15 protein-coding genes are annotated in these 26,678 nt (G+C 50.0%); 12 read left to right on the forward strand and 3 right to left on the reverse strand.

Features of this window, described 5'->3' with window-relative positions; genetic code table 11:
• The first annotated feature begins 40 nt into the window (after positions 1-40).
• The 4 genes from B1728_RS20885 to B1728_RS20900 all read left to right on the forward strand — a co-directional run bounded on the left by B1728_RS20885 (position 41) and on the right by B1728_RS20900 (position 9,163).
• Positions 41-1,606 (forward strand): extracellular solute-binding protein, encoded by a 1,566-nt coding sequence (locus tag B1728_RS20885; RefSeq protein ID WP_079912556.1) that lies wholly within the window; start codon positions 41-43, stop codon positions 1,604-1,606.
• Positions 1,607-1,748: 142 nt separating this feature from the next.
• Complete coding sequence (locus tag B1728_RS20890) at positions 1,749-7,268, forward strand: family 43 glycosylhydrolase (protein WP_079912343.1); 5,520 nt, start codon at positions 1,749-1,751, stop codon at positions 7,266-7,268.
• A 234-nt stretch (positions 7,269-7,502) separates the two neighbouring features.
• Complete coding sequence (locus B1728_RS20895) at positions 7,503-8,003, forward strand: sigma-70 family RNA polymerase sigma factor (protein WP_079912344.1); 501 nt, start codon at positions 7,503-7,505, stop codon at positions 8,001-8,003.
• On the forward strand, positions 8,000-9,163 hold the full coding sequence (locus tag B1728_RS20900) for an anti-sigma factor (RefSeq protein ID WP_079912345.1): 1,164 nt from the start codon (positions 8,000-8,002) through the stop codon (positions 9,161-9,163). Before B1728_RS20895 ends, B1728_RS20900 begins: the two co-directional genes overlap by 4 nt.
• A 212-nt stretch (positions 9,164-9,375) precedes the next feature.
• Here B1728_RS20900 and B1728_RS20905 read toward each other — a convergent pair whose 3' ends face one another.
• Together B1728_RS20905 and B1728_RS20910 are read right to left on the reverse strand one after the other, a co-directional pair.
• Positions 9,376-10,005, reverse strand: a complete 630-nt coding sequence (locus tag B1728_RS20905; protein ID WP_079912346.1) for a DUF2812 domain-containing protein — start codon at positions 10,003-10,005, stop codon at positions 9,376-9,378.
• 18 nt (positions 10,006-10,023) lie between these two features.
• A complete protein-coding gene (locus B1728_RS20910; RefSeq protein WP_079912347.1) occupies positions 10,024-10,335 on the reverse strand; it encodes a PadR family transcriptional regulator in 312 nt (103 codons plus the stop codon).
• Positions 10,336-10,579: 244 nt separating this feature from the next.
• Here B1728_RS20910 and B1728_RS20915 point away from each other — a divergent pair, with 244 nt between their 5' ends.
• The 3 genes from B1728_RS20915 to B1728_RS20925 all read left to right on the forward strand — a co-directional run bounded on the left by B1728_RS20915 (position 10,580) and on the right by B1728_RS20925 (position 12,397).
• A complete protein-coding gene (locus tag B1728_RS20915; RefSeq protein ID WP_079912557.1) occupies positions 10,580-11,050 on the forward strand; it encodes a GNAT family N-acetyltransferase in 471 nt (156 codons plus the stop codon).
• Positions 11,051-11,136: 86 nt separating this feature from the next.
• A complete protein-coding gene (locus B1728_RS20920) occupies positions 11,137-11,754 on the forward strand; it encodes a cyclase family protein (RefSeq protein ID WP_079912348.1) in 618 nt (205 codons plus the stop codon).
• 82 nt (positions 11,755-11,836) lie between these two features.
• Positions 11,837-12,397, forward strand: a complete 561-nt coding sequence (locus tag B1728_RS20925) for a DUF1697 domain-containing protein (protein ID WP_306293544.1) — start codon at positions 11,837-11,839, stop codon at positions 12,395-12,397.
• Positions 12,398-12,475: 78 nt separating this feature from the next.
• On the opposite strand, the gene pdxR is transcribed toward B1728_RS20925, so the two are convergent.
• Entirely contained in the window at positions 12,476-13,885 is a 1,410-nt protein-coding gene (pdxR, locus tag B1728_RS20930; RefSeq protein ID WP_079912350.1) for a MocR-like pyridoxine biosynthesis transcription factor PdxR, read from the reverse strand.
• Between the two features lie 131 nt (positions 13,886-14,016).
• Here pdxR and B1728_RS20935 point away from each other — a divergent pair, with 131 nt between their 5' ends.
• The 5 genes from B1728_RS20935 (at position 14,017) to B1728_RS20955 (ending at position 26,596) form a co-directional block, all read left to right on the forward strand.
• Complete coding sequence (locus B1728_RS20935; RefSeq protein WP_079912351.1) at positions 14,017-15,267, forward strand: MFS transporter; 1,251 nt, start codon at positions 14,017-14,019, stop codon at positions 15,265-15,267.
• Positions 15,264-16,118 carry an NAD-dependent epimerase/dehydratase family protein gene (locus tag B1728_RS20940; protein WP_079912352.1) on the forward strand — a complete coding sequence of 285 codons (855 nt, stop codon included), beginning with the start codon at positions 15,264-15,266 and terminating at the stop codon, positions 16,116-16,118. The genes B1728_RS20935 and B1728_RS20940 overlap by 4 nt, the downstream gene beginning before the upstream one ends.
• Before the next feature lie 455 nt (positions 16,119-16,573).
• The gene (locus B1728_RS20945) at positions 16,574-17,683 is read left to right on the forward strand and encodes a response regulator (RefSeq protein ID WP_256865445.1); all 1,110 of its coding nucleotides are present in this window, start codon (positions 16,574-16,576) and stop codon (positions 17,681-17,683) included.
• A gap of 19 nt (positions 17,684-17,702) precedes the next feature.
• Positions 17,703-20,765: a hybrid sensor histidine kinase/response regulator gene (locus B1728_RS20950; RefSeq protein ID WP_079912354.1), complete on the forward strand. Its 3,063-nt coding sequence runs from the start codon at positions 17,703-17,705 to the stop codon at positions 20,763-20,765.
• 368 nt (positions 20,766-21,133) lie between these two features.
• Positions 21,134-26,596 carry an Ig-like domain repeat protein gene (locus tag B1728_RS20955; protein WP_079912355.1) on the forward strand — a complete coding sequence of 1,821 codons (5,463 nt, stop codon included), beginning with the start codon at positions 21,134-21,136 and terminating at the stop codon, positions 26,594-26,596.
• The last annotated feature ends 82 nt before the right edge of the window (positions 26,597-26,678 follow it).

The raw sequence follows: 26,678 nt of genomic DNA on the forward strand, positions 1-26,678 counted from the left end.
AATATATATCAAGTGAACTTAAGGGAGGATGTACATGAAAATGAATAAAGGAAAAACAGCCGCATCGCTGTTCATGGCAAGCGTGCTTCTGTCGACGGCATTGTCCGGATGTACGGGCGCTAGCAATACCCCCAAGCCTGCCGCTTCCGATAATGCCCCCGCCGGTTCGCAGACCCCAGCGAAGGCAGGTGTCGATACCTCGAAGAAGGTCGAGCTGCAATTTTACATGCTGGGCAGCGCGCCTAAGGATCTTCCTATTATAGAAGAGGAGGTCAATAAGCTGGCGCTGGCCGACCTGAATGCAACCGTGAAATTCAATTTCACCACGTGGACCGATTGGGAGCAAAAATATAAGCTGCTATTGTCCTCCGGGCAATCCGTCGACTTGATTTTTACGGCGGAGTGGACCAAGTTCCAGGCTTATGCGAAGAGCGGGGCCTTCCTTGCTCTCGACGATCTGCTGCCCAAAGCGGCGCCCAAGCTGCAGGCTCATGTTCCGAAGGATATGTGGGATGCGGTCAAGATCGATAACAAGATTTACACCGTTCCGGCTACCTACAAGGAGTATGTCACGAACGGGTTTGTATGGCGCGAGGATCTGCGCAAGAAATATAACCTGCCGAAGCCTGTTGACCTGGCTACCTTCGAGGCTTATCTGGACGGCATCAAGAAGAACGAGCCGACAATTATGCCTCTTGCCGCCAATTCGGACATTTCCGGCTTGACGGACCGGATTCGCGAGTTTAACAAATGGATCGGCGGACCGATTCCTTACGGAATAGGGATCAAATACGATAAGCCGAACGAGGTGTACTCCTACTGGGGCTCCGATGAGCAGAAGAAGGAGCTGACTATGGTCAAACGCTGGGCCGATAACGGGTATTTCCCTAAAAACGTCCTGAACGTTAAAGACACTATACCGGACCAAGTCGTCAACGGGAAAGCGGCGGCCATTATCGGCGATAACCCGACCCGCTTCAACGATTCCCTTATCAAGATGAAATCGGCGCATCCGGATTGGGATCTCGGGTATCATCCATACGGGCTGACCATCGGCTTTGCTACGCCTGTGCATCCGATTCATAACGGCTTCGCCATTCCGAAGAGCAGCAAGAACGCGGAGCGGGCGTTGGCTTTCTACGAGAAGCTGGTTACGGACAAACGATATAATTGGCTGACCCAATACGGTATTCAAGGCAAAAACTTCGAAATTGAAAACGGCTACTACACGATGCTGGGCGATAAAAACACAAACGGCTTCCCGCGTGAAGGCATGCAGGGATGGGCCTGGAGAAATCCGGAGTTCATGCTGTTTGACAAAGGCTATGACAATGTAAAAGCGATCTTCGATGAGCTGGACAAAATCCAGAAGCCCGACATTTTCCTCGGTTTCGCAGAAGATTACACCTCTTATCAGGCAGAGCGTGCGGCATTGGAGCAGGTAGAGAAGCAGTATTTGTATCCGCTGCAGGCCGGACTGGTCGCTAATATCGATGAAGGGTTAAATACTTTCTTGAGCAAAGCCAAAACAGCCGGGCTAGAGAAGGTGCAGGCTGAATATAAGAAGCAATGGCTTGAATACACGGCGAATAAAGGAATCAAGTAGGAGTTTATAGGAACAGGACCGGTGAACCTAGGTATAGGTAAGTACCGGTCCGAAAGCCTTTCCTGCGTGAAGGCGCAAATCAAAATGTAAGCGGTTTATTTCGGTATACGAAAACCATTTTAGAACGGGTGGGGTGTGAGCATTGCGTTTAAGAAGATGGCTGTCCATAGTATTGATTTTGCTTCAAGCGGCTGGAATCCTTTCGTTCGCTTCGGTTAGTCAGGCTGAAGCCGCCGCAAACCAAGCGGTATTGTTGTCCGATACCTTCGAGGACGGAAGCTTTGCCCGCTGGACGATATCGGGCGGGACATGGTCGGTCACCGATGATGGGACTGCTTCAGGCAACAAAATGCTGTATCAGAGCAACACCAGCCAGGAAGCCTATGCAACGGCAGGGGATAGCGGTTGGACGGACTATATCTATGAGACCAAGATACAGCTGGTTGATGACGGACCTTATCCCGGTATGCTGGCCCGATTCAAGGATACCAATAATTATTACTACTTCAGGCTGAATCCTACGAGCATTAACAAGCTGGAGCTGAACAAGAAGGTCAATGGAACGGATTCCACTCTGGCCTCCGTCAATTTCCCGACTCAAAAGGGCCGGTGGTACACGATGCGAATGGCTCTGGAAGGAGCCTCCATACGGTGCTATTTGGACGGCAATCTGATTTTTAATGTGACCGACAGCTCGCTAGCCTCCGGTAAAATTGGCTTTCGGACCAAATGGGGCAAAGCGGGGATGGACGATATTGCCGTGAAGCCGATCCCGGATCCGAAGCCGGCCGCCCCGGCATTAACGGCGGGCACGCCAACCTTTACTACGATTCCACTAAGCTGGGCTGCAGCAGAGGGAGAAGTAAGGTATCGTCTTTACCGTTCCGCGAAGCCGGATAGCGGCTTTGTGCTGGTGTATGATGGGGTGGGCACGTCCTACGAGGATCAAAATCTGACGTTGGGAACTACGTATTATTACAACGTTTCGGTCGAGCAGAACGGGTACGAATCCCCTCCTTCCCCGGCCCTCAGCGTTACGACGGCCTCACCTTCTGATGCTGATTCGGTAGCGTTGGATAAAGCGGCTCTTACGGTTCCGGAGGTCGTTACGGGGCATCTGAGCCTTCCGCATACGGGAGCGTACCTATCGGAAATCAGCTGGAAGTCCGATCATGAAGCTCATCTGCGTCCGGACGGAGTCATCAGCCGGCCTATGATCGGAGAGGCGGATCTTCCCGTGAAGCTTACGGCAACTATTAAAAGGGGGGCCGCAACGGACACCAAATCCTTTACGGTGACAATCCGTGCGCAGGACCCTTTTACCGGTTACTTAATGGAATACCGCAAGAAAAGCTCCTTGCCGGGGGAACTGTTCTATGCCGTCAGCCGGGACGGTAAGGCCTGGACGGGGCTGAACGGCGGGAGCGCCGTACCGCAATCGATCCTGGACCAGGCGCTGGGGACGGCAGGATCAGATCCGTCTGTCTTTAAGGCTCTGTCGGAGGACAAGTGGTATAAATACGAGTTCGCCAATGGAAGCTGGTCGCTGTATTCTGCGTTGAATTCAGCTGGCAGCTGGTCAAAGGAGAACTCAAGTGTTTCCATGCCAGCCGATGCGGTCACCGGCAGCTTCAAGCTCATTTCGGAGAAAGAGTGGGGCTATCTTGTCAACGAGCTCTCCAGCCTCAAGTCGTCGAACGTTCTTAAGCTGACCACCAAAGCAGGCATCGCGCCCAGACTTCCTGAGCTCGTGAAGGTCGACTACACCAACGGATTGTATGCGAATTTGGAAGTGGCATGGGATGCTGTAGACCCGAAGCATTACGCCGCTGTCAGTACCTTCACAGCCGGAGGAACAGTGAAGGGCGGAACAACCCGCGTTCAAGCAGAAGTGATTGTCATTGACGAAAGCGCATACAGCGGTACGATCCGCAATGGAGAATATTGGTATGATACGTCCGGAGGTATGATCCAGGCTCATGGCGGCAGCATCCTCAAGGTCGATGATACTTATTATTGGTTCGGCGAGGACAAGGGGCATAACTCGGCGGTGCTGTACGGGGTATCGATCTATGCCTCGAAGGATTTGAAGACGTGGGAATACCGCAATACAGTCTTGAAGCCCGATTCCCACCCGGAGCTGGCTTATTCGAAGATTGAGCGCCCGAAAGTGCTCTATAATGCCGCCACGAAAAAGTATGTCATGTGGGGGCATTGGGAAACAGCCAACAGCTACAGCCCTTCTAATGTGGTCGTGGCGGTATCAGATACGGTGGACGGTCCCTATACCTTCCTGTATCACTTCCGGCCGTACGGGATCGGTTCCCGGGATTTCACCTTGTTCCAGGATGACGACGGAACGGCTTATTTAATCTCGGCCACTAATAACGGAGCCGACACCAGCTTTTTTCAGCTGACTGACGATTATTTGTACCTTGACCATCACATGTACACCATATTGGAGAATGTCCGTCGGGAGGCACCGGCCTTAGTGAAGAAGGACGGCATTTACTACATGTTCTCCTCGGGGCAATCCGGCTGGTACCCGAACCAGGGCAAGTACACGACGACGAAGAACATCAAGGACCCGGCGAGCTGGTCGGAACTGAAGCTGTTCGGCGATCCGACGAGCTTTTATACGCAGCCTGCGTTTATTATGACACTGAACGGCAGCAAAGAGACCCATACGATCTATGTGGGGGATCGCTGGAATCCGTCGGAGCTGCGCAATTCCCAATATATTTGGCTTCCTCTCCAGCTGGAGAACGGGATCGCGGACATGAATTACGAGAGAGAATGGAATTTTGATGCCGCAACGGGCGAAGTACAGCCGTCCAAGGACCTGCTGGTATCTCAAGGCAAGCCGGTGACAGCAAGCGGGCAGGCATCAGGCTTCGGCGCATCCGCGGCTAATGATGGCAATTACTCGAATTATTTCGATTGGAACAGCACCTCCTTTCCGGCGTATTGGCGGGTGGACCTGGAGCGCGAATATGATCTGAGCCGCATCGATTTGAGCTGGAGAGAGACGAACGGCTCAGAGGTCTATTACACCTATAAGGTCGAAGCCAGCAACGATGATGTAACCTACACAACATTGGTAGACCAGAGCAAGAACAAGACGACCTCATTCTTAAGCCATAAGCTGTCCGGCACCTACCGATATGTTAAAGTAACGATTTTGGGCGAATTCGGCCATTCGAACAATGCGGATAAGCCTGTCACCTGGTACAGAGGCTTGCATGAGGTAAGGGTTTATACTTCGGACAGGAAGCTTGACCCGCCGGCCGGACTTACGGCGACGCCGTTCATCACCACAAGCCAAACCAAGGAAACGAGTGTGAATCTCAATTGGAGCTCGGTGACGAATGCGCAGTGGTATGCTTTGTATCGGTCGAACGACAGGAACGGTACGTATTCCGAGATTTATACCGGCAGAGCGGCGGGTTACAGCGATCTTAATGTAACGGCGAATCAAACTTACTACTATAAGGTGAAAGCCTTCCATAACGGCGGAGAATCAGAGGATTCGGCCGTGGCGAGCGTAAGAACGTTCGTCGTGCCCGATCAGCTCGAAACCTATGACAACACCGTAGAGATGAAGTGGCTGGATGAAGCGGGCAATCCGAAGATTTTCCCCACGATCCAAGTGGGCTCGACATCCTACTATTACGAATACGAACGGGACAGCAGCGGCTTCAAGCAGGTGAATGTCCAGACTTCGCAGGACGGGGAGCATTGGACGCCCAAGAAGGCGGTTCTCACCAGGGACTCCCATCCGGAGCTGGCTGCCTGCAAGTTCGAATCGTTGAACTTTACTTATCATGAGGGAACAGGCAAGATTGTCGTCTGGCTGCACTATGAAAATAATAAGGATTATTCCCTTGGCAGAGCAGCCGTCTTATCGGGCTATCCCGGAGAGGAGATGACCTTCCACGGCAGCTTCAGACCGAACGGGAACGACTCTCGTGACATGACGTTCTTTAAGGATGACGATGGCACGGGATATATCATCTCGGCAGGAAACAATAACAATGATTTGTTCTTGTATAAGCTGAGTCCGGATTATCTTACCGTCGAGAAGCAAGCGGCCAAAATTCATGAAGGCAAGCATCGTGAAGCGCCTTCCATGATCAAGAAGGACGGCTTTTATTATCTGTTTACCTCCGAGGCGGCCGGATGGTATCCGAGCAAGGGAATGTATTCGTCTGCAACGTCCATTGAGGGGCCGTATTCGGAGCTGCGAAGAATCGGGAATTCGACGACCTTCTCCGCCCAGTCCGGGGGCGTCTGGACGATCCGTGGAACGGATACGACCTCCTATGTCATGCAAGCGAATCGATGGCTGCAAGGATGGGCCAGTGGGGCCATGGGCTCCAAGCAACGCTGGCTGCCGATAGCGCTGGATAACGGATATGCTTCTTATGATTACTACGATCAGGTTCTTTTGAACCGCAAGACGGGGGTCGTTGTCCCGGTTCAAGATGGCATGCTCCTGTCTCAGGGCAAGCCTGCCATGGCACAGGACTCGGCCGATGGGAAACCGGCATCCTATGCCAACGACGGGGACTATACCACCAGTTGGACAGCTGCCAATAACTCCTGGCCGAAGTGGTGGATGGTAGACTTGGAGGATGTGTATGACTTAAGCCGCATCCAGATTTCCTGGTATTTGGTAAACGGGTCGGAGGGCTACCACAGGTACCAGATCGAAACAAGTAAGGATGGCGTTACGTTCACGACCGCGTTGGATCGTACAGACAACAAGGATTACGGGTTCACATCCGATAAGCTGTCGGTCGAAGCGCGATACGTGCGCGTGAAGATGATCGATGCCGCGCTGTGGAACAACCCGGGCAACAACTGGTATACGCCTCAGCTCGGGGAAGTGAAGGTGTTCGGTTACCCGGTCGACCGTAAGCCTCCGGTAACGACAGCGGCAGTAACACCGGTCTTGCCGGACGGAAAGAACGGCTGGTACGTACATCCCGTGACGGTTAGTCTGGCTGTATACGATAACCTGCCTGGCACGCTCAAGACGGAGTACAGCCTGGACGGCGGCGGCACGTGGCTCAGCTATACCGGGGCAGTGACGGTGCAGCAGAATGGTATGAATCCGTTCACCTACCGGTCAACGGACAGGGCGGGCAACGTAGAAGCCGCACAAAAGGTCACTATCAAGCTGGATACGGAGGCACCGACGATTACAGTGACAGGCGTGGTATACGATCGTATGAGTGATGCCGGCACCTGGCTGCCCATAATCACGATGAAGGACGATGTATCGGGGATCGATGAGAGCACAGCGCAGGCGACGCTGGATTCGAAACCCTACAAGCTTGGAGAGGCCATTGCGCTGTATACGCTGCCGCTCGGTTCGCATTCGCTAGCGGTCTCCGTGAGTGATAACGCCGGCAACACGAAGAGCTCCACCGTGACATTCCAAACCTATGCAAGCGTTGACGGCCTGAAAGCTTTAGTCGCCAGGTTCGTACAGAACGGCTGGATCGATAACGCCGGAATTGCCAACAGCCTGCAGGTAAAGCTGGAGCATAACAATATCAAAGCGTTTATCCACGAGGTGGAGGCGCAGAGTAACAAGCATATTACCAAAGAGGCGGCCGGATATTTGCTGCGCGATGCGAGTGCAATAGCACGTTAACCGGTCTTACTTAGATAAGCGATCTTAGTTTACAACACCGTATGCATAGTCCTCATGGCCCTTTATCTTTCCGACTAGGGAAAGGTGGAGGGTCTTTTTCTGCAGTGCCAAACCCAGGAAAATCGAGGCCCGCCTTAGTTTTGTTTTGTTCCGGAACTGGTTAAAGCGCCAACTTTTTTTGAAGGAGTGTAACTTTCCCGGATTTCATTCGTGTATAGAGAGAGGGGGGATGGAATGAAACGGTATTCATTGGACAGCTTGTATCAGTTATATGTTAAAGATGTTTACCGGTATTTGTTCTCCCTCTGCCGGGATCATCATGCTGCGGAAGATTTGGTTCAAGAAACGTTTTACCGGGCTTACCTGTATCTGGAGCATTGCAAGGACGATAAAGTAAAGCCATGGCTGTTCCGCGTTGCTTACAACGCATTCGTGGATTCCTATCGCAAGCAGAAGCGGAGCGTTCCGACCCAAGCGGAGTTTTTTGCCCGGCTGCCGGATCATCGTACCCCAGATCAATATGTGTTGGATCAAGAGCAGTGGGAGCAGATCGGAGATGTCATTCATGCTTTGCCCGAGCTTCAGATGCAGGCGATTCTGCTGCATGACTTTCACGGGCTGTCCTATCAGGAGGCTGCAGATATTATGGAGATCCGACTTTCACATTTTAAAATATTACTGTATCGCGCCAGGCAAGCCTTAAGGCAGCATAAGGAAAGGAAGGAGCAGCTATGAGCGAACACTTCAAACGTCAGCTACAGGACTATGCGGAAGGCAAATTAACAGGCAGCGAGAAAGAACAGCTGGAGCAAGAGCTGGATAAAATGGAAGCTTACCAGAACTATTTGAACGAGGTTCTGGGCAAGGAGGAGGAACGTGGTCCGCTCCAGGATGGGGCGGCTTCAACCAGCAAAGAGGCCTTCTTGCTTCGCAAGAGCAAATGGAAAGCCCGTCTGCAAACGGCCTTGACCGCAATCGGGATTCTCATTTCTCTAACCATGGTAAGTGCTATATTGACCGGATTGTTTTACGGGCTTGGCGATCGCTCCGCTGTGTACCAAGACGTTATTTCCTCGGCAATATCGCTGACCAGGCCAAATTTAAGTGTGAGCGGAGGCAGCAATTCGAGCGCCTTTTTCACGATGGATTACAAAGGAACGCTGCGAAAGAAAATAGGGTCGATGGAGTCGTCGATCGGGGATTTTCAGTTCTCGTTCTTGCTGGGGTGGCCGGGGATTGAACAAACGACGTGGCGTAATGAAGCCTCTGCTTCTGGTGCTTATTTGTTCCAGCTTCCTGATGCCAAGCATAAAGCGGACCCGGAGTGGAGTCGATTGGATAAGCTGCCGGAGGGCACGGTTTCCGAGGTATTCGTCTCCTTGGACCGGTTGTACACGACCGATGAACTGCTAAAGCTTCTTGAAAACCAAAATATGGATCCGGTCTGGTTCGCCGCTTACACGGATCAAGAGAAGAGGACTGAGGACGATCCGGCGGTGATGGCCCCTGTCGGCTTTCCGTCCATACCTATTTGGCATAAGAAGGATATGAAGGTCGACAGCTATGAGGAGCAAAAAACGGGGTGGTTCAGTAAGGTTGTCATAACGAGCTCCTCCTCGCCCGGGATTCAATCTTATGGAGACGGACAGGTCAGGGAGCAAAATTTTATGGATACGCTCCATCTTCTGCAGCAATACTCCAGAATCACTCAGCGTCTTGCCCCGTGGCTTCGGCTGGATTCCGCCGTTCAATATCTTGAAACAAACGGCGTTAAGCTGTATGGCGTCGTCCTGACAGGTCCGACCAAGGAGCTGCTGAAGCTGCAGCAGGAACCGTGGGTGTCCACTATTCGGGTGGGCGAAGTGCGCTTATGGAATTGGCATGACCGTCCATGAGAGAGGAGCAGGCAGCCGGAGGCTTTTCGGGGCTCCCCGCAAAGTACCTGAATCAGGTTCGAAGCCAAGGCTCACTTTGTGGGGTTATTTTACTGCCGTTTCCCTCTACCGCCGAAAAGACGATTATTGCAGGAAAGCCGGTAATATAAAAAGAGAGCTGCCCCGGGTTAACCCACATCTGGGGTCCTGGTCAGCTCCTGCTTGCTTTACCTTCATTTTATGTGCTTATTTTCTTGTGTCATCTGGTACTGCTTATTGGCTTTGTAGGCAAAGAAAAGATACAAAATAATCATGAGCGGAATGATCATCCAGAAGAAGCCCCTAAAGAAAGCGAACGGAGTTTCAAACAAGAAGGCGGTCCAAAAGGAAGCCCCGGTTTTTTCCCACAATCCTGGCGTGTAATATAACAACTTGGGGTTCAGAAGTGCCCCTACTTTAATCGACCCGGTGGAAACCAATGCGGCGAAAATAGGAATAAACGTTGCCGCCAGGGTAATCCACATTTCCGATATCCGTTTATAGCGGCTTGCTTTGGAGTCGGCATCAGAGAAAATATCCTCATTTCCACGGGCGTCGCTTCTTTTAAAATATTGCGTGCCGGAGCTCTTCGTTCCTGCAATGTGCTTCCAGCCGCAATCCTCAAATAGCGCCAGGTAATCTTCAAAATCCCCCTTCTTTTTAAAGGTGCGGTAATCGATTTTGATCATGGCAGGTTCAGGATTCGCCGGTTGAAACTCATATCCAAACGATGATTTATTGGTTAGCTGATACCCTTGCTTCGCCATCTCGTTCAACCATTGCTCTTCTTTATCAAAGTTTAAAAAAAACTTGAATTTTCTCATCTGTCATTCCTCCCGTTCTTAACCGAGAATAGGTTTGGTTACTTCAATCATATGAATCATTCGTTCTAGGTCGAGCCGCAAAATCTCTCTGCCTTTATCTGTAATAGCGTAAACCTTGCGCCGGCTATCATCGCTTTGAACGGGCTGTATAAATTGAAGCTTCAGCAGATTCTCAACCGCTCCATACAGCGTTCCTGCCGCCATTCTGACCTGCCCGCGGCTGAGCTCCTCCACCTTTTGCATAATCAAATAGCCATGAGCTGGCTCCATCAAAGCCAAGAGAATATAGTAGACGGTTTCCGTGAGCGGTAAATGCTTATCGCGACTCATATAGGACCTCCTTTTTATTCAACCAAACTGTATATCGTCGAACTGTATAGTTATACTATATACATTCTGACTGTATATTACAATGGGGAAAAAGCCTTAGAGAGGAATGAACTCTATTGGGGTTGAAAGGGCATCGTCTGGGGTCATTCTTATGTTTGAGGATTTTGAGAAAGGAAAGGTTTTCTCAAAGCGTACAAAGCCGTATAATGGACTGATGGCAATATTTCCCTTAGGGAGGACCGTTATGAAAACGAGAAGATTTCAAGCTTCCGATATGAACCAGATCGTCTCGCTGTTCTACGAAACCGTCCATTCGGTTAACGGCAGAGACTACTCGCAAGAGCAGCTGGATGCATGGGCGCCGAGAGATGAGCAAGCCCTGAAGCTGAAAGCCTGGGAAGCTTCGATGAGCCGCAATGTCACTTATGTTGCTGAGGCTGACGGGGTCATTACCGGTTTTTCGGATATGACTTCTGAGGGACATCTGGACAGGCTGTACGTTCACAAAGACTATCAAAGACAAGGCATTGCTTCGATGTTGGTGGATAGTTTGGAAGAGGAAGCAAGACGGCTGGGGCTGGTTGAGATCGATGTAGAGGCGAGCATTACGGCCAAGCCTTTTTTTGAAAAGAGGGGGTATCGGGTCCTGGAATCGCAGGTGGTAGAGCGCAGAGGGGTGAAATTAGCGAATTATAAAATGATCAAGTCGTTATGAGGAAGCCGTTAAAATCCCGAGCTGGCCACCTCATTCCCTTAACCTAAATCATATTGGTTCGCATTAAATCAACGGAGGAAGCTTGAATGAGAATCATAGATCTCTCGCATCCCATTTATGACGGAATGTCTGTGTATCCTAGAGACGCCGGAACCTCGCTAGTACGCTCCAAGCATATCAAGCAAGATGGCTATACTAACCATCAGTTGTCCGCAAATATGCATGCCGGTACGCATATCGACGGGCCTATGCATCTTTTGGATTGCGATAAGTATCTTAATGAATTTCCAGTGGAAACCTTTATAGGGGAAGGATGTCTGCTTGATGTCTCCCAAAATAGAACGATCGACTACAAAGCGGAATATGAGCAGCACATTCAGCAAAAGCAAATCGTCCTATTGTATACAGGGTACAGTCAATATTACGGACAACCCCGGTATTACACGGATCATCCTGTGCTGACCCTGCAATTTGCAGAATTGCTGGTGCGGAAGCAAGTGAAAATGATCGGGCTGGATTTCCCGTCACCGGACTCATACCCATTTGAAATCCATAAGTATTTGTTTCAACACGACATTCTGATTATTGAAAATTTGACGAATGTGGAGAAGCTGCTGCAAGTGCCATCTTTTGAGATTATAGCCTTGCCGTTATCTATTAAAGCGGACTCTTCTTTAGCCCGGGTTGTTGCGAAAGCGGAATAGACGACAGGGTCAAGCGGCGGTGTTGTTGTTTTAACGGAGACGATGGATTCAATAATTTTAACAAGAAAGAGATGAAGCATTGATGATCTATATCGCACTGCTGCGGGGGATTAATGTAGGCGGCAAAAATAAAGTCAAAATGGCCGATTTGAAGAAAATGATGGAACAAATGGACGGCATAAGCCGCGTGCAAACCTATATTCAAAGCGGCAATGTGCTGTTCGAGTCCAATGAAGAGCATGGATCGCTGCGCCAAAGAATGGAGCGGGAGCTGGAGAACACATTTGGCTTCGCTATTACAGTCGTTTTAAGAACTTTGGACGAGCTGCGAGAGGTGGCTGCCCATTGCCCATTTACTGAAGAAGAAATTGCCGAAGCGGATGCGGCCTCCGATGCGGAAAGCTTATATGTGGCGTTTCTGCTGGAAGAGCCGTTGCCGGAGAAGCTCGAAAAACTAAAGCCGTACCAAACCGCGGATGATAAATATCATGCAGCGGGACGGGAGATTTATCTCTTATTCCGCTACAGCGTCCGCGATTCCAAGCTGGCGACGAATCTTGCCAAGCTGGAGGTTCCGACCACCGTACGCAACTGGAAGACAGTATCCAAGCTGCTGGCTCTAGGGCTGGCAATGGAGTCTTAAGCCGCGGCAAGCTCAGCAGGCCTTCTTGAGGGCCTGCTTTCTCATTCCAACCTATCCTGGGTGGTCGTGTATCCTCCGCTATTCCGCTTGTAAAATCTCCGCAAGGGCTTTAACCCCCTCCGCAATGTTTGGTTCCGACACGTTGCCGAATCCCATAATGAGCCGGTCTTCGTACTGTCCTTTGGCGATGGTATATTTCTCCGCAGGATAAATGGTAATGTTTCGTTCCGCAAGCCGCGCAGCTGCATAGGAATCCAGCTTGTATTTGTTTAACTCCGCTACCAGATGCAGGCCCGCGGCATCGCCGGATATTCGGACCCCGCTGCCGAACGCTTCGGATAAGCAGGTGATGAGACGGTTTCGTCTTTTGCCATAGATGCGTTTCATACGGGCGATATGACGCTCCAAATGATGCTCGGCTATGAACCTTGCCAGAGTGAGCTGGGGCAGAGTCGGGCTTTGCATATCCGCCAGGCGCTTCAGGCGATGAAGAGGAGCGATCAGTTCATTAGGCACTACTATATAGCCTATCCGGAGTGCAGGGAACAGGTTTTTGCTGAAGGTTCCGACATAGATGACCCGTTCTGCATCCAGCTCTCTTAAAGCATGGACCGGAATTCCCGCATAGCGGAATTCACTGTCGTAATCATCCTCGATAATGTAACAGCCCGTCTGCCTGGCGTACTCCAGAAGCTCCATACGGCGCCCTATCGACAGAATACTGCCAAACGGAAATTGGTGGGAAGGAGTAACAAAGACGCACTTGGGCCGAACGGAAGACGGGATATCATCGATGCATAGTCCGTGGTCATCGACAGGAACGGGTACAATGTCAGCGCCTGTAGAGGCAAACATCTCATAAATAAAGGTAGCAGTCGGATCCTCTGAGACCATGGCAGCTCCGGGTTTCAATAAAAGCTGGCACAGCAGGGCTATGCCCTGGGTAGCACCGGCCGTAATAATGACCTGGGACGGGAGACAATGAATCCCCTTGGTATTTCGTAAGAGCTGGCATATGACCGTGCGGAGCTCGAGATGGCCCTCCGTTTGGTCATAGCCGTATTCCCATGCATCTGTAGTTTCGTATACGGCCGAGGCGGTTTCCTTCCATTTTTTGCGGGGAATATGCTCCAGTGCCGGGAAGCTTGGGCGGAAATCAATGCGATGGAAGCCTGTAGTAGTTTTTATAGAATTGGCTGCGTCAAGGGAGAGGCTTTCCTGCTGAAAAACCGGAGAGGGCCGTCGGCCGCCAAAATCCACGACATAAGTGCCCGAGCCTTGTCGGCCTTCCAAATAGCCTTCAGCGATCAGCTGCTCATAGACCTCCACGATAAGTGCCCGTGATACCCCGAATTCGCTTGCAAGATCTCTCGTTGACGGCAATCTCCTGCCAGCCGGGTATATGCCCAGAAAGATTCTCTCCCGCAGAAGGGTATAAACCTGCTTTGTTTTCGTCCCGGCAGGGTGGGACATGGGCTGTCTTGGCATAAGGCTGCCCCCTTTTGATCCTGAATTGGTATGCTTAATTTAAACGGAATGTGGTACTTAATGCTACCAATTTAACATGATAACATGGACATTGCCAATGGAAAACAAAACATGGGAGGAAGGTAGAAACGATGAGTCTGTGGCTGCAGCTTGAGAGAAGCGGTAAGAAGGGCAAGATGGCCGATGGATTCATGATCGCAGCCCTCTTCATGGCCTCTTTAAATTTGCGGCCGGGGATCAGCAGCATAGCGCCTGTCCTTGAGAGCATCCGGGGAGAATTGGGGATGAATGCCGCTGTCGCAAGCTTGCTGACCTCCATCCCTGTCTTGTGCATGGGCTTCTTCTCACCGCTTGCTGTTAAAATTGCCGCACGTATCGGAATCGAGCGGGTTATTGCCTGGTCACTGGTGCTGATCAGCGGGGGCACCATGCTGCGCCTGGTCGTACATTCCACAGCCATTCTCTTGGTGACTTCGGTCCTGGCAGGCTTGGGGATTGCGGCGATGGGGCCTTTATTATCAGGGTTTATCCGGAGGCATTTCCCGCGCAATATCCCCATGATGATCGCCGTTTACTCTATGGCCCTGTCTCTGGGGGCCGCACTAGGCTCCAGCTTATCCGTTCCCTTGCAAATGGCCGCCCATTCGTGGCGGATGTCGCTGGCTTTTTGGGCGATGCTGGCTGTGGCAGCAGCACCGGTGTGGTATGCTGTTGTCAGACAAAGGGAGGAGGCTCCCAAGGGTGCGGCTGATCCAGCTCAGGCGGCAAAGCTGCCCTGGGGAAGTAAGAGGGCTTGGCTATTGACCTTGCATTTTGGTCTCATGGCATTCGTATTTTATTCGTTAATGGCGTGGTTGTCGCCTATCACAGAAAGCCTCGGTTATTCCCGCCTCTATGCGGGAAATGTGCTGACAATCTTTGCTGTAGTTCAGATTCCCAGCAGCTGGGTATTGCAATTGCTGCTGAAGCGTGTCCCATCCCGCTTGTTGTGGCTGCTTACCGCATCGTTATTGCAGCTCATCGGATTCCTGCTGATTTTATGCACGATGGTTCCCTGGTTAGCAGCTGTGCTGCTAGGCTTTGGATCGGGGATGCTGTTTGCTCTTGGAACCTTGCTCCCGATCGATGCGGCCTCAGGTCCGCAGGAAGCATCCTCCCTGGCTGCCATGACGCAATCGGCGGGATACATTATCGGGGCATTAGGACCCATCCTTTTGGGCTGGTTTAATGACATGACGCACCAATTTGGCTTGGCGATCCTGCTATTGATCTTCGTCACGGTTATATTAATGGTGATTCAAGCTCTTATCTGCTCTCGAAATACGAATAAGAAATTAAAAGCGGTGACTCAAACTACAAGCATGCAGGAGGGAATAGGATGAAAATATTTGTAGCAGGCTCCACAGGGGTTATCGGTCGTTTCCTGCTTCCCAAGCTAGGGCAAGCGGGTCATGAGGTCATTGGAATGACCCATGATGAAGCACGGAGGCCCCTCATTGAAGCTATGGGGGCAAGGTCTATGGTAGTCGATGTGTTTGATCGTGAGGCTATGATTGAGGCAATAGGGGAAGTGCGGCCGGATGTGATTATTCATCAGCTGACTTCGTTAAGCAACTGGAATTTCGCCGAGAATGCCAGGATTCGAATAGAAGGAACCCGCAATCTGGTGGATGCCGCACAAGCGGCAGGGGTTAGGCATATGATCGCACAAAGCATCTCTTGGGCATATGAGCCTGGCGATCATCCTGCAACAGAAGAAGTTCCTTTGGATATTCATGCACCTCTGCCCCGCATATCAATGATAAATGGAATTGTTGCATTGGAAAGGACCGTAGCCGAAATGCCGCACCACGTCATTCTCCGGTATGGAATGCTCTACGGACCGGATACTTGGTATGACGTCAAGGGAGACATGGCGGAAAAAGTACGAAATGGTGAGCTGCCGGCAACGGACGGACTCACGTCGTTTCTACATGTGGAGGATGCGGCAAATGCCGCTGTCCAGGCACTGGATTGGCCCACAGGAGCGGTAAACATCGTAGATGATGAGCCCGCTTCCGGTAAGGAGTGGCTGCCTGTTTACGCGCAAGCCCTGAATGCTCCTGCCCCCGTGTATAAACCTGGAAGTAATCGGGGTGAACGCGGGGCATCGAACACCAAAGCACGGGGAGAGTTAGGGTGGATGCCGATGTACTCTTCCTGGAGATCCGGATTTGCACAAAGCTTAAAATGATATAGTAGAAAATCAGTGAGGGACTGCCGTTGGGCAGTCCTATGAGTCTGTCGAGAAACCTAGTTTTGCGAGAACTTTGCTAAATATGGAGGTGGGGTATTCCTCGGAAGAGTTTACGTCCGCCTTTGAAACCCGTGAAAATACCACTAAATCTGATCCCTTTCACGGGTTTCAACAGCGGCTGGAGGGGCATACCCCACCGTAGTATATTAGCAATAGTTCAAGCCTTATAGGTTTCTCGACAATCTGGGGACTGCCGTTAGGCAGTCCTATTTGATCTTAATATAATTTTTAAACTTCGAGATTCCCCGCTAGTACCTGAATCAGGTTATTTTACCTAGTAGATTTATTAAGAATCGGCAGTGTATAATGCTTTTAGCTAAGACATGAAAGATTCCACTCCCCTTTCAGCAGCCTCTTTGACCCTATCCCTTCACAAGGAGTGAATGAAGCTAATGCGCGTTATACTTATCGATGATGAAGAGAATGCGCTGGATATTCTGGAAATCCTATTGCGCGAAATTGGCAGTGTAACGGTGACCGGCCGCTATACGAATCCGATGCAGGCGCTTGATGCTTTGGAACAGCTGCAGCCGGATGCCGTATTTTTGGATATCCAGATGCCGGGTATGCTGGGAATAGAAGCAGCGAGACGGATTAAGGCTGCAGCTCCGCATACCCAAATTGTTTTTACCACCGCCTATTCCGAGTATGCAGTCGAAGCCTTTGAGCTTCAGTCCATAGACTATCTTTTGAAGCCGTTTACAAAGGAACGCCTGCGAAATACCATTTCCCGATTTGTGAAGCTGCAGCCGAATAACAGCTCGACAGAGGCTGAGCCTGGAGCTGGAACCTACGTTCAATGCTTTGGAGGCTTCCAAATTCAGACGGCCAACGGTCTGCTTTCCTGGAAGACGAATAAGGAAAAAGAGCTTTGCGCATTCCTGATTCATCATGCGGGGCATCAAGCAGATGCTGCGGTGATGATTAACTCGATCTGGCCGGAGTCTGAGCTGGATAAAGCGAAAGTTTATTTGTATACATGCCTCTCGTATTTGAGAAAAAGCTTTCAGGCTAACCACGTCAAGCTGAAGGTAACGAAAGCAGGCAGAGGCTACGCCATCGACATGGAAGGAACTCAAAGCGATGTCGCGGAGTTCCTGTTACTAGCCGAGCAGACGGCATCCGAGCAGGCTATGAGTGAGAAGCAATACGAAAAATTGAACGTGCTGTATAAGGGGGAGTATTTGCAGGGCTGTGATTTTCATTGGGCGATGTGGAAAGGAGAAGAGCTGAAGAATAAATACATACAAACGTTGAGGACGGCATACGGCCATTTTTTGAGAACCGGCAATATGGCGCTTGCTGCGGACAGCTTGCGGCATGTGTTGACAGCTTCCCCCGACTCGGAGAAGGATGGGAGAGATCTGATCCGGCTGTATCTCCATACGGACAAGCGTAACGAGGCCATGAAAATATTCCGGCAGCTGGATCACGCGGTTCGAGTCAATCTCGGTGTCGAGCTGGAAGAAGAGACGGTTCGCTTGTACAGAAGCTTCGCCTAATTCATTCGAGGAGACCAGCATGAGAAAAAAACTGGCCGCAGCGGCGGTAACTCTAATCATGTTAGCTGTTAGCTACGGATTTTTATATCATATGTTCATGGCGAACGAGAAACGTACTCCGGTGGCGGCTGGAGGCCGTATGGATCTTAGCGGATGGCTCTTTTTCGAAAATGGAGCGGTTCCGCTTGACGGGGAGTGGGAATTTTATCCCGGCAGACTGCTTGGGCATGATGACCTGCTTTCTGCCCCTAGTTCGGATGCTTCACATGATCTGATCAACGTACCCGGTTCATGGGGAAGCCGGATGGATATGTTTGGTATGGCTACTTACCGTCTGCAAATTCGTGTAGATGACACCAGTCGAACCTATGGATTAAAGACGCTGTCCATTCAAATGTCCAATCGGATTCTGGTCAATGGAGCGGTCATTGGCTCGGCAGGCAGACCGGACCAAGGCTCCTACACCGGGAGTAACAAGCCGTACGTAAGCTATTTTACATTGAAGCCAGGCTGGAATGAAATTATCGTCCAAGCCGCCAATTACGACTTCGCCACCAGCAGCGGAATTTCCAATTCTATATTTTTCGGCTATTCGGAGCAGATTTCCAAGCTGCGGGATACCGCTCTTGCTCACGATTTAATCTCAATCTGCTGCTTTTTTATTATCGGCATCTATTTTATCGGCATGTATCTGCAGCGGAAAAGCGATTTTTCATTGGCTGCCTTTGGCCTTCTCTGCTTATTTACGACCGTGTACTTATCGACGCGCGGAGAAAGACTGCTATTTGTGTTATTTGACAACGTCCCCTACAGCCTCTATATCCGCATGCAGACGATTTCGGTGTACGCCGCTTGTATCTCGCTGTTGCTGTATGTGTATACGGCATTTCGCCCCTTTTGCTCCAAGTGGACGGTGTATGTGGGAATAGGCTTCGGATTGTGCCTGATGCTAATCGGGCTTGTCGATATTAACAATAGCAAATATCTTAGGGTACTTACGACTTTTTACGCCACGGCCCCTTTTTTATATGCGACGTACGTGTATGTGCTGGCCGCTTTTCATCGGGCGGAAGGCAGCTTATATCTGGTCGTAGCGGCGATATCCTTTAATTACCACTCCATGATTCAAAGCTTCAATGTTTATACGAATGTACCGTTATATCTCACCTTTCCCTTCGAGGTGTTCCTGGTACTGCTGATGCTTGCCTTGCTGATGTCGCTTCGATTTTCCAATTCGTTCAAGAAGAACGAGCAGCTTTCCCTGCAGCTGCTTAAAGCAGATAAATTGAAGGATGACTTTCTGTCGAAAACCTCGCATGAATTTAAAATGCCTTTGCAGAGCATTATCATGATTTCAGAATCGATGATCGGCGATGAGCACAAGCCTCTGCCAGTGGAGCAGAAGGAGAAGCTGGAGCTGGTGCACAGCATCAGCAAGAAGCTGTCGCAGCTGGTCTTGGATATCCTAGACCTGTCAAGGCTCAGGCAGGGAGACCTGACGGTCAGGCCTGTGAAGGTGGATGTGCGTACTACGGTGGATATTGTCCTGCGGATCTTTTCCTTCCTAATAGCAGGCAAACAGATAAGCTTAATCAATAACGTTCCGGAGCATTTGCCGAATGTGCTCGCGGATGAAAACCGGTTCCGGCAAATATTGAACAATCTGCTCGATAATGCCGTGAAGCATACGGAAAATGGCACCATTGAAGTATCTGCGGAGGAACGGGACGGGACTATTGAAATTTCAGTCAAAGACACGGGAGAAGGAATCGACCCTGAAGCTATCGCGCTTATCTACGAACCCTTTCAATCGTTTGAATCATCGGGAAGTCATAGCTTTGGTTTAGGGTTACCTATCGTGAAGCAGCTGGTTGAGCTGCAGCATGGCCGCATTTCGGTTTTTTCTGTCAAAGGCGAAGGCACTACATTTACCTTCAGCCTTCCATCTGCCGGAAATAGCGATGGCGTCAAGATGGAGAGACCGGCACATGGTGAACTGGGCGGCAAGCTGACGGAATCCTTCTCCACTCCTTATTATATGGAGAGCGAAGGGCCGCATACGATTCTCATTGTGGACGATCATATTGCGAATCTGAAAATTTTGATCGATGCGCTTAAGCCGCTGAGCTGTAATGTCATCGCCGTCAAGAACGGGTATGAGGCGGTCGAGCAGCTTGATATGCCTAACACGGTCGATCTGGTTATTCTGGATCTGATGATGCCTGGAATGTCCGGGTTCGAGGTATGCCAGAAGATCCGCAGCAAATATACGCTGCTGGAGATGCCGGTGTTGATGGTGACGACCGCGTCTCAGCCTCAAGATAAGCTCGCTGCTTTCGAAGCGGGGGCCAATGACTTTCTGACGAAACCGTTCGATGCGATGGAGCTGAAGGCGAGGGTCAAAGGCTTGCTGCTGATGAAGGATTCGCTTGAAAAGGCAATCGAGCTGGAGGTGGCCTTCCTGCAGTCCCAGATCAAGCCTCATTTCCTGTACAATGTGCTGAATACGATCATTGCCTTAAGCTATACGGATGAGGAAAAGTCACGGAAATTAATAACGGATTTGGCTGATTATTTGCGCGGCAGCTTCCGTTTCAGCAATGTTCAGAAGCGGACTACCTTCTCTCAAGAGCTGAGCTTGATCCGTTCTTATGTCGAGATTGAGCGTGCCCGATTTAAAGACAGGCTGAGGGTTGAATATAACGTATCGGAGACGATGCACGGCGTCAGCATCCCGCCGCTGCTGCTCCAGCCGCTTGTTGAAAATGCAATCCGTCACGGGATCGGCGGACTAACCGAGGGAGGCACAGTGAAAATTACCGCAAACAAAACCCAACACCATTATTGCTTTCAGGTTGAAGATGATGGGGTTGGGATGGAAGCCGAGAAGATCGAGCAGCTGCTGGATCAGAATCAGGAGGCTGGCCGGGGAGTCGGACTTAAAAATATTATGAAACGCCTCCAATATGAATATCATTCCGAATTGCGGATGGAAAGCATACCGGGAAAAGGCACTAAGGTCACGGTACTGATTCCGATGGAAGCGATCCGGGACTCTATTCCAAAAGCAAATATCGTTTGATGTGCTGCACCAAGACGGCAATCTTCACCGATGCGAATCGGAGAAGGTTGTCTTTTTTTATAAGCCTAGGGACTTCTTGTGAAGCAGCTGATTAAGCTTACAAGCCAACTCACCGTCTTGCGGGGTTCATTTTTTTTCTAAATAAATCTTTAGGATACAGGTTGTTACAACATTCGATAAATTATGAGTCTTAAGAACTAGTTTTTAAGGTTTCTTTAAGGTTTGGTGTCGTAAGATGTAAAAAAACATTAGGAAGGTCCTAGTAGGCAAGATGGGGTAGTTCTCTAAGACTCCGGCATACCGGACAAAAGGCGTTCACGATAGCCTAGTCATCAAGGATTCTATTTATCTGAGGAGGTCTAGTTTTAATGCTTAACAGCAAGACGGCAAGACGATGGTGCTCAATCATTTTATGCTTGAGCATGTTATTTTCGCTGCTGCCCTGGGATGTTCCTGAGGTAGAGGCGGCGAGCGATCCGTGTGGAACGGTAGACGTACCAGTGTATGTTGGTGTAGCCCGAATTGAGAATATATCGTGTTCTGCGGATAATGTGTTTCCGAATTTTTTGAATAACTTATCGGGCTTTCAAACTTTAGGACGTACCCAAGCAAGTGTCGGTGGTGGTGATCTACTAACTAGTGGGGATGATGGTGCTTTCTATTCATTCGAAATTAGAGTTAAAGATAATCCTGCCTTGCGTGCTCTTGCAGAGAGTGGACATGCTAAGGCTTTCGTTGGTTGGAACAAGCTGGCCTACAATGAGTTTGATTGCGTTCTTGCATGGTGCAAAACTAGGGTAACATCAGCTTCGATAACCATCGACGATAAAGAATTGTCAGGAAGCTCACATGGCGGAGATACCTTCTATAGAGACATGACGGAGACTATTACGCCGGAAACGGTAATCACTGTTAAAGTCGGGATAGAAGGACAAGGGGCTGGAGCCTATGGCGTATTCGTCAAATTTAGTGACAAAGTCGCTCCTGTCTTGCAGGATTATACCTTTAATGGCAGTGGCGTGTCGGAAGTAAATGAAAAAATTGGCCAACGTGAGTTATACGCCAAAAAGGATGAATTTATCAGCATCGCCTATAACTTCAGTGAACCCGTAAGACCAACGTCGGTCAGTTCGGCGTTTAGCGATCTTTTTCTTAAGCATAAGCTGTTTGTCAATCCGGCAGGTACCGGTTTGCCGGCAGCGGGCGAACAGCAATATTTAACGAATACAAACTATACCGCAGCCAATTTTTCTCAAAGCTACGACAAGGTTCCTCTTAGTCCAAGCATTGAGTATAAATATACCGCTACCAAGTATCATCATAGCGGCAACCTTCCTCTGGAACCGGTAATACCGAGAACCAAAGCAGAGGAGGCCGCAAATAGCGATACCTACGAGATGGACTCCTCGTTGGAGCAAAAGCTCATTGGTGCCAGGCTGGCCGATGCAGCGGGGAATGTTGTCCGTGATTTTTCAGCTTTCAGTAAAGTAAGCCAAGCAACTACAGTAGGCGAGAAACACTTGAAGGCAGGAACGAATGTCGATCCCTTCAATTATAAGGAAGGCGGTTTCCGGGTCATCGTAGACGCTGTACGGCCTAAATATACGAAGGTAGGCAACGGGATTCAGCCGGAAATTTTGACCGGAGTCACCTTGAACCGGAACGACGGCTTTGATTTCACGGTACAGCTGACGGAAGAAGCCAAAGTAAAAACGGGGTGGAAAGCAGATCAAACGTACCTGCTTCTGAATAACGGGATGAGAGCGAAGTATGTTTCAGGTGATAAGACGGATAAATGGACCTTCAAACTGAAAATTCCAGATGGTGTGGACATAGAGGCTCCCCTTCTTAAGGTCATAGCCTTGACCCATGAGAATCAGGTCATTGATCCTGCGACCAATCAGAATAAAGATACTAACGTGCTTCAGGATTATGCAGGCAATATGCTGATTCAGCCAGCTAACTATGACGATATCTTCACCGATCCGGAGGATGGCGAGGACGCCTCGAAGGTCAATTCCAAAATAGACTGGGCTCAGCTGTCCATCGATAATACGAATCCGGAGGTCAGCTACCGGTATGAAGCGGGCGGAGCTACCGACAAGATTTATCAGAAATCAGGCAAGGTCACGATTGACGCTAACGACCCACCTTTGATCGTGCCACCGCTGGATCCTAACCAACCGGGAGAGATTAGACCAAGCAGAGGGATTTACCGTCCTTCCAATATGACGGGATCGTCTGCACCTGCTGTAGGGCTGGTCTACTACATGTGGAGTCAAAGCCCGAACGATCCTTTTGCAGGCAAAGAAGCGGATCATTTTGCAGCGCTTAAGAGATACTCTCTCAAGGCCAAGCAGCCTGGGGAAGATTTGTATACTGAAGGACTACAAAAGGATATCAAGCTTAACGTCGCTAACAACAAAACAAACCTGATCGCTGTACCGTCCGAGGCATTGGCTGAGGAGAAAAGCGGCGAATGGTACTTGCATACTTGGACTGCCGATATGACCTGGGATTCAGCCAGGGAACTGATGCAATACCAGAAAAAACAGAAGTATGTTGAGAGTCACCCTGAGCAATACGAAGCGTGGAAAGCAGAGGCTCCGGGCTCTGAAGCAGATAAAATCTTTTATGCTGACAATAAAGCCTTAGCCCAAGTGGGCGACTACGGCAACCTGGAGGTTTGGCCATTAGACGACTTTAAACAAGACGATTCCAACTGGGTACATAGCGTAGGAACCATCAAGATCGACAATAAGGCACCGACGGTTGCTGTCGAAGAAATCAGCGGAGACAATACGGCTGCGGTTCAAATGAAGCTCAGCATCACGGATGAGCACAGCGGCGTAGACAGCAGCTTCTACCAATGGGTCAAAGAATCCAACTCAATAGAAGAAGCGGCATGGATGCCTCTTGCAGGAAACCAAGCTATAGTAACAACTCAAAACGAGGTTGTTGAAGATGGAGAGTATGTTCTGAAAGTGAAAACGCGTGATAAGGCTGGCAACGAACGGATGTTTGACAGCCAGAAGATTACAGTCAACTCCTCCGATCAAATCAGCGGCCGCTTTGAGCCTGACTCCAATATGGAGGTCTATGTAAAAAGCCACGATGTGCAATTTAAGCTCATGGGGCTTAACAGTCAGGGACCTCTATCGCTGATGTCGGTGACATCCGCAACGTACCCGGGAACCGTCACCCAAACGACTTATACAAGAACAGTGACACAAACGACGTACTCGGGAACTGTAACGCAATCGACCTACCAGGGGAAAGCCCTGTTATCTGTGAACAATCTTATTTATGCAACGTATGCGGGTTACGCGGTTACTTCCAGCCAGCTGCGCCCGGGAGAAGCTTCATTTAAAGCCTTTGCCAGTTATAACAACGGGAGTAATGGAGAGCGTATCTATACGGTACCTGCCGATACGTCTCTAAATGGTAAGCCGTACATTCATATTTTGATCAAGGTCAATGACGGCGGTTTTGAGAAAACGTATTATTTTTCCAAGCAATACGCTTTCGATAACGAGCCTCCAACGGTTACTTTCAGCAAGACCGGTGTCAGTTATCCGCAAGATAAGCAATCGGTAACCGCAACGGTGAATGATCGCATGAGCAATATAGGGCTGCAAAAGAAATATCAATGGATCGACGATCAGCTTCCAGCTCCTAACGAAGCGTCCCCAGGATGGTCCGATTTGCCGGAAGGTGGGCAAGTTGAAATTAGCAATGCTGTGCTTCAGCCAGGGGAGCAAAAAAGCTTCCGTCTGTATGTATGGGCTACCGATGGGGCGAACAACAGCGTCATTGCAAAAACGTCCGGAGTGTTTGTTGTATCGAAGTCTGAGGGTGCCGACAAGCCTCCTGCCGATGTGACATCCGACCTGATCTACTTGTACGGCGATGAAGAAGACGGCTATACGGCTATTGTGAAGCTCGGATTGGCTGAAGAATCGGTAGATAAAGGCGGTTACGATTTCTCCGTATCTCCCGACAATGGGGCTAATTGGCTCAGATGGCGTCCTTATACGAACTTTGTTGCACTTAAGGTGCCTACGAACAAAACCAGCGATTTGCATATTCAAGTGAAATACAGAACGCCTACGGGAGTTGTCGGTGAACCCAAGAGTCTTGATGCGGGCAGCATATCCAAACAGATGCCGGTCTATGCCTTAGCGACCTTAAGCACCGAGAGGCCAGTCAACGTACAAACAGGAGTAGATATTGATATCGCAGCTCCGCTGGGGATCAAAGTCGTGCCTTCGGCAGTGAATCCTTCAACACCGGTACGTACCGGCAATACGTTCCATGTCAGTCAAAACGGACTGTATTCCTTTGATCTGACGGACAACGCCGATGCGTCCAGAAAAGCGACCCTGTATGCTGTGGTTAAAAATGTGGATACGATTGAACCGAAAGGCACGGTTGAATATTTGACGACAACGCAAACGAACGGGAATGTAACGGTTCAGCTGACCGGATTATCCGAACCGGTTACGGTTACTGCCCCTGAGGGCCGCTCGACCTACACTTTTAATGAAAACGGCACATTCGCATTTAAGTTTAAAGACGAGGCGGGGAATGAAGGCGAAGCCGTAGCAACCGTCAGTAATATCGATAAAAGCACGCCGAAAGTAAGAGTCGTGAGTTCTTATGCTTACGGTGAGAATGGCAGCAAGACATTCGGAACGATTGTGGACGATAACGGCAAAGTGCTGTACTCCAACGGAGTCACCTTAACGGTAGAAAAAGATGACAATGACAAAAACAAGCAAATCTTCTACGTGGATGGCAAGGATAGTGTGATGCTGCTCGACAACGGCACCGCTTCGTTTACGGTCTCCGACCAGTACGGCAATACGACTGTGGTGAAGGGCGAGGTAAACAATATCATCTCCACGGCTCCGACACCGGCTGCGATAACGTATACCTTTGTCGATGAAGACGGCAATGCCTTGCCGGACAGCAAAATCGTAACGATAAACGGACAGCCATATGCCAAGGGCAAAATGAAGGTAACGCTGACCGGACAGCAGGAGCATAAGGTCAATAAAGTATTTGCAGGAACGACGCCAATTCAAGTAAATGGCCAGTATACGAATCAAATCAGCGATGCGGACGGATCGTACAGCTACTCGCGTACGTTCTCAGCGGATGGATCGACCCTGGTCGCCCTGACGGACCTTCTCGGGAATACGAGGAAAGTTCCTGTAACAATCAAAGGCTTGGATAACACTCCGCCGGAGATCAAGCTCAATATGTCGTCGGTCGGCATTACGCAAAATAAACAAGACTTCGATGTGACCAGAGATTTGGGTGGATATACCGTAAGCGACAATGTGTCCGCCACACAAGACATCAAGGTTACGATCAGCGGACTGGATCTGTCCAAGCTTGGACGCCAGCGCGTGACTTACACCGCCGAGGATCAGGTAGGCAATACTTCGGTAGCTTATCAAGACGTGACTGTGGTCTCGAGCGACGGCATGCTCATCTTCGCCGATGATGTACTTATTTCCGCCTCCAGCGGAGAATCGGCCTTGTTCGATAAAAATACGCTGACCTTCAACATCTCGAAGTACAACATCATGGAAGTCAACGGGCAGCAGCAGGTTAACGAATGGGGTACTTACGATCTGATGTATCAGCCGGGTCTGTACAGGGAAGGGCAAATGAAGTACATCGCCAGCAAAATTTCGTACAGCGACTTGGTGAACGGCAAGTTTAAGGTCACCTTCCCTGAAACAGGCTGGTACACGATCATTGTGAGAAACCAGGAGCGGGAACGTGAATATTCAACCTTCTTTATCGGCAAGAAAGATTAATCGTCAAAACAGATAGGATCAAGGGCCTCTTGCCAAGGGCGCCCTTGTCCTTGTTAAAAAGATGGCATTTACGGGTTAAAGA

Source organism: Paenibacillus sp. 32352, assembly GCF_002042965.1.
GTDB lineage: Bacteria > Bacillota > Bacilli > Paenibacillales > NBRC-103111 > Paenibacillus_S > Paenibacillus_S vulneris.

Excerpts from the sequence above, each read along its gene's own strand:
- B1728_RS20895 (WP_079912344.1), top strand. The coding sequence starts at position 7,503 with ATGAAACGGTATTCATTGGACAGCTTGTATCAGTTATATGTTAAAGAT.
- B1728_RS20950 (WP_079912354.1), top strand. The coding sequence starts at position 17,703 with ATGAGAAAAAAACTGGCCGCAGCGGCGGTAACTCTAATCATGTTAGCT.
- B1728_RS20935 (WP_079912351.1), top strand. The coding sequence starts at position 14,017 with ATGAGTCTGTGGCTGCAGCTTGAGAGAAGCGGTAAGAAGGGCAAGATG.
- B1728_RS20910 (WP_079912347.1), bottom strand. The coding sequence starts at position 10,335 with ATGAGTCGCGATAAGCATTTACCGCTCACGGAAACCGTCTACTATATT.
- B1728_RS20955 (WP_079912355.1), top strand. The coding sequence starts at position 21,134 with ATGCTTAACAGCAAGACGGCAAGACGATGGTGCTCAATCATTTTATGC.
- pdxR (WP_079912350.1), bottom strand. The coding sequence starts at position 13,885 with ATGCCAAGACAGCCCATGTCCCACCCTGCCGGGACGAAAACAAAGCAG.
- B1728_RS20915 (WP_079912557.1), top strand. The coding sequence starts at position 10,580 with ATGAAAACGAGAAGATTTCAAGCTTCCGATATGAACCAGATCGTCTCG.
- B1728_RS20905 (WP_079912346.1), bottom strand. The coding sequence starts at position 10,005 with ATGAGAAAATTCAAGTTTTTTTTAAACTTTGATAAAGAAGAGCAATGG.
- B1728_RS20925 (WP_306293544.1), top strand. The coding sequence starts at position 11,837 with ATGATCTATATCGCACTGCTGCGGGGGATTAATGTAGGCGGCAAAAAT.
- B1728_RS20945 (WP_256865445.1), top strand. The coding sequence starts at position 16,574 with ATGCGCGTTATACTTATCGATGATGAAGAGAATGCGCTGGATATTCTG.
- B1728_RS20940 (WP_079912352.1), top strand. The coding sequence starts at position 15,264 with ATGAAAATATTTGTAGCAGGCTCCACAGGGGTTATCGGTCGTTTCCTG.
- B1728_RS20920 (WP_079912348.1), top strand. The coding sequence starts at position 11,137 with ATGAGAATCATAGATCTCTCGCATCCCATTTATGACGGAATGTCTGTG.
- B1728_RS20885 (WP_079912556.1), top strand. The coding sequence starts at position 41 with ATGAATAAAGGAAAAACAGCCGCATCGCTGTTCATGGCAAGCGTGCTT.
- B1728_RS20900 (WP_079912345.1), top strand. The coding sequence starts at position 8,000 with ATGAGCGAACACTTCAAACGTCAGCTACAGGACTATGCGGAAGGCAAA.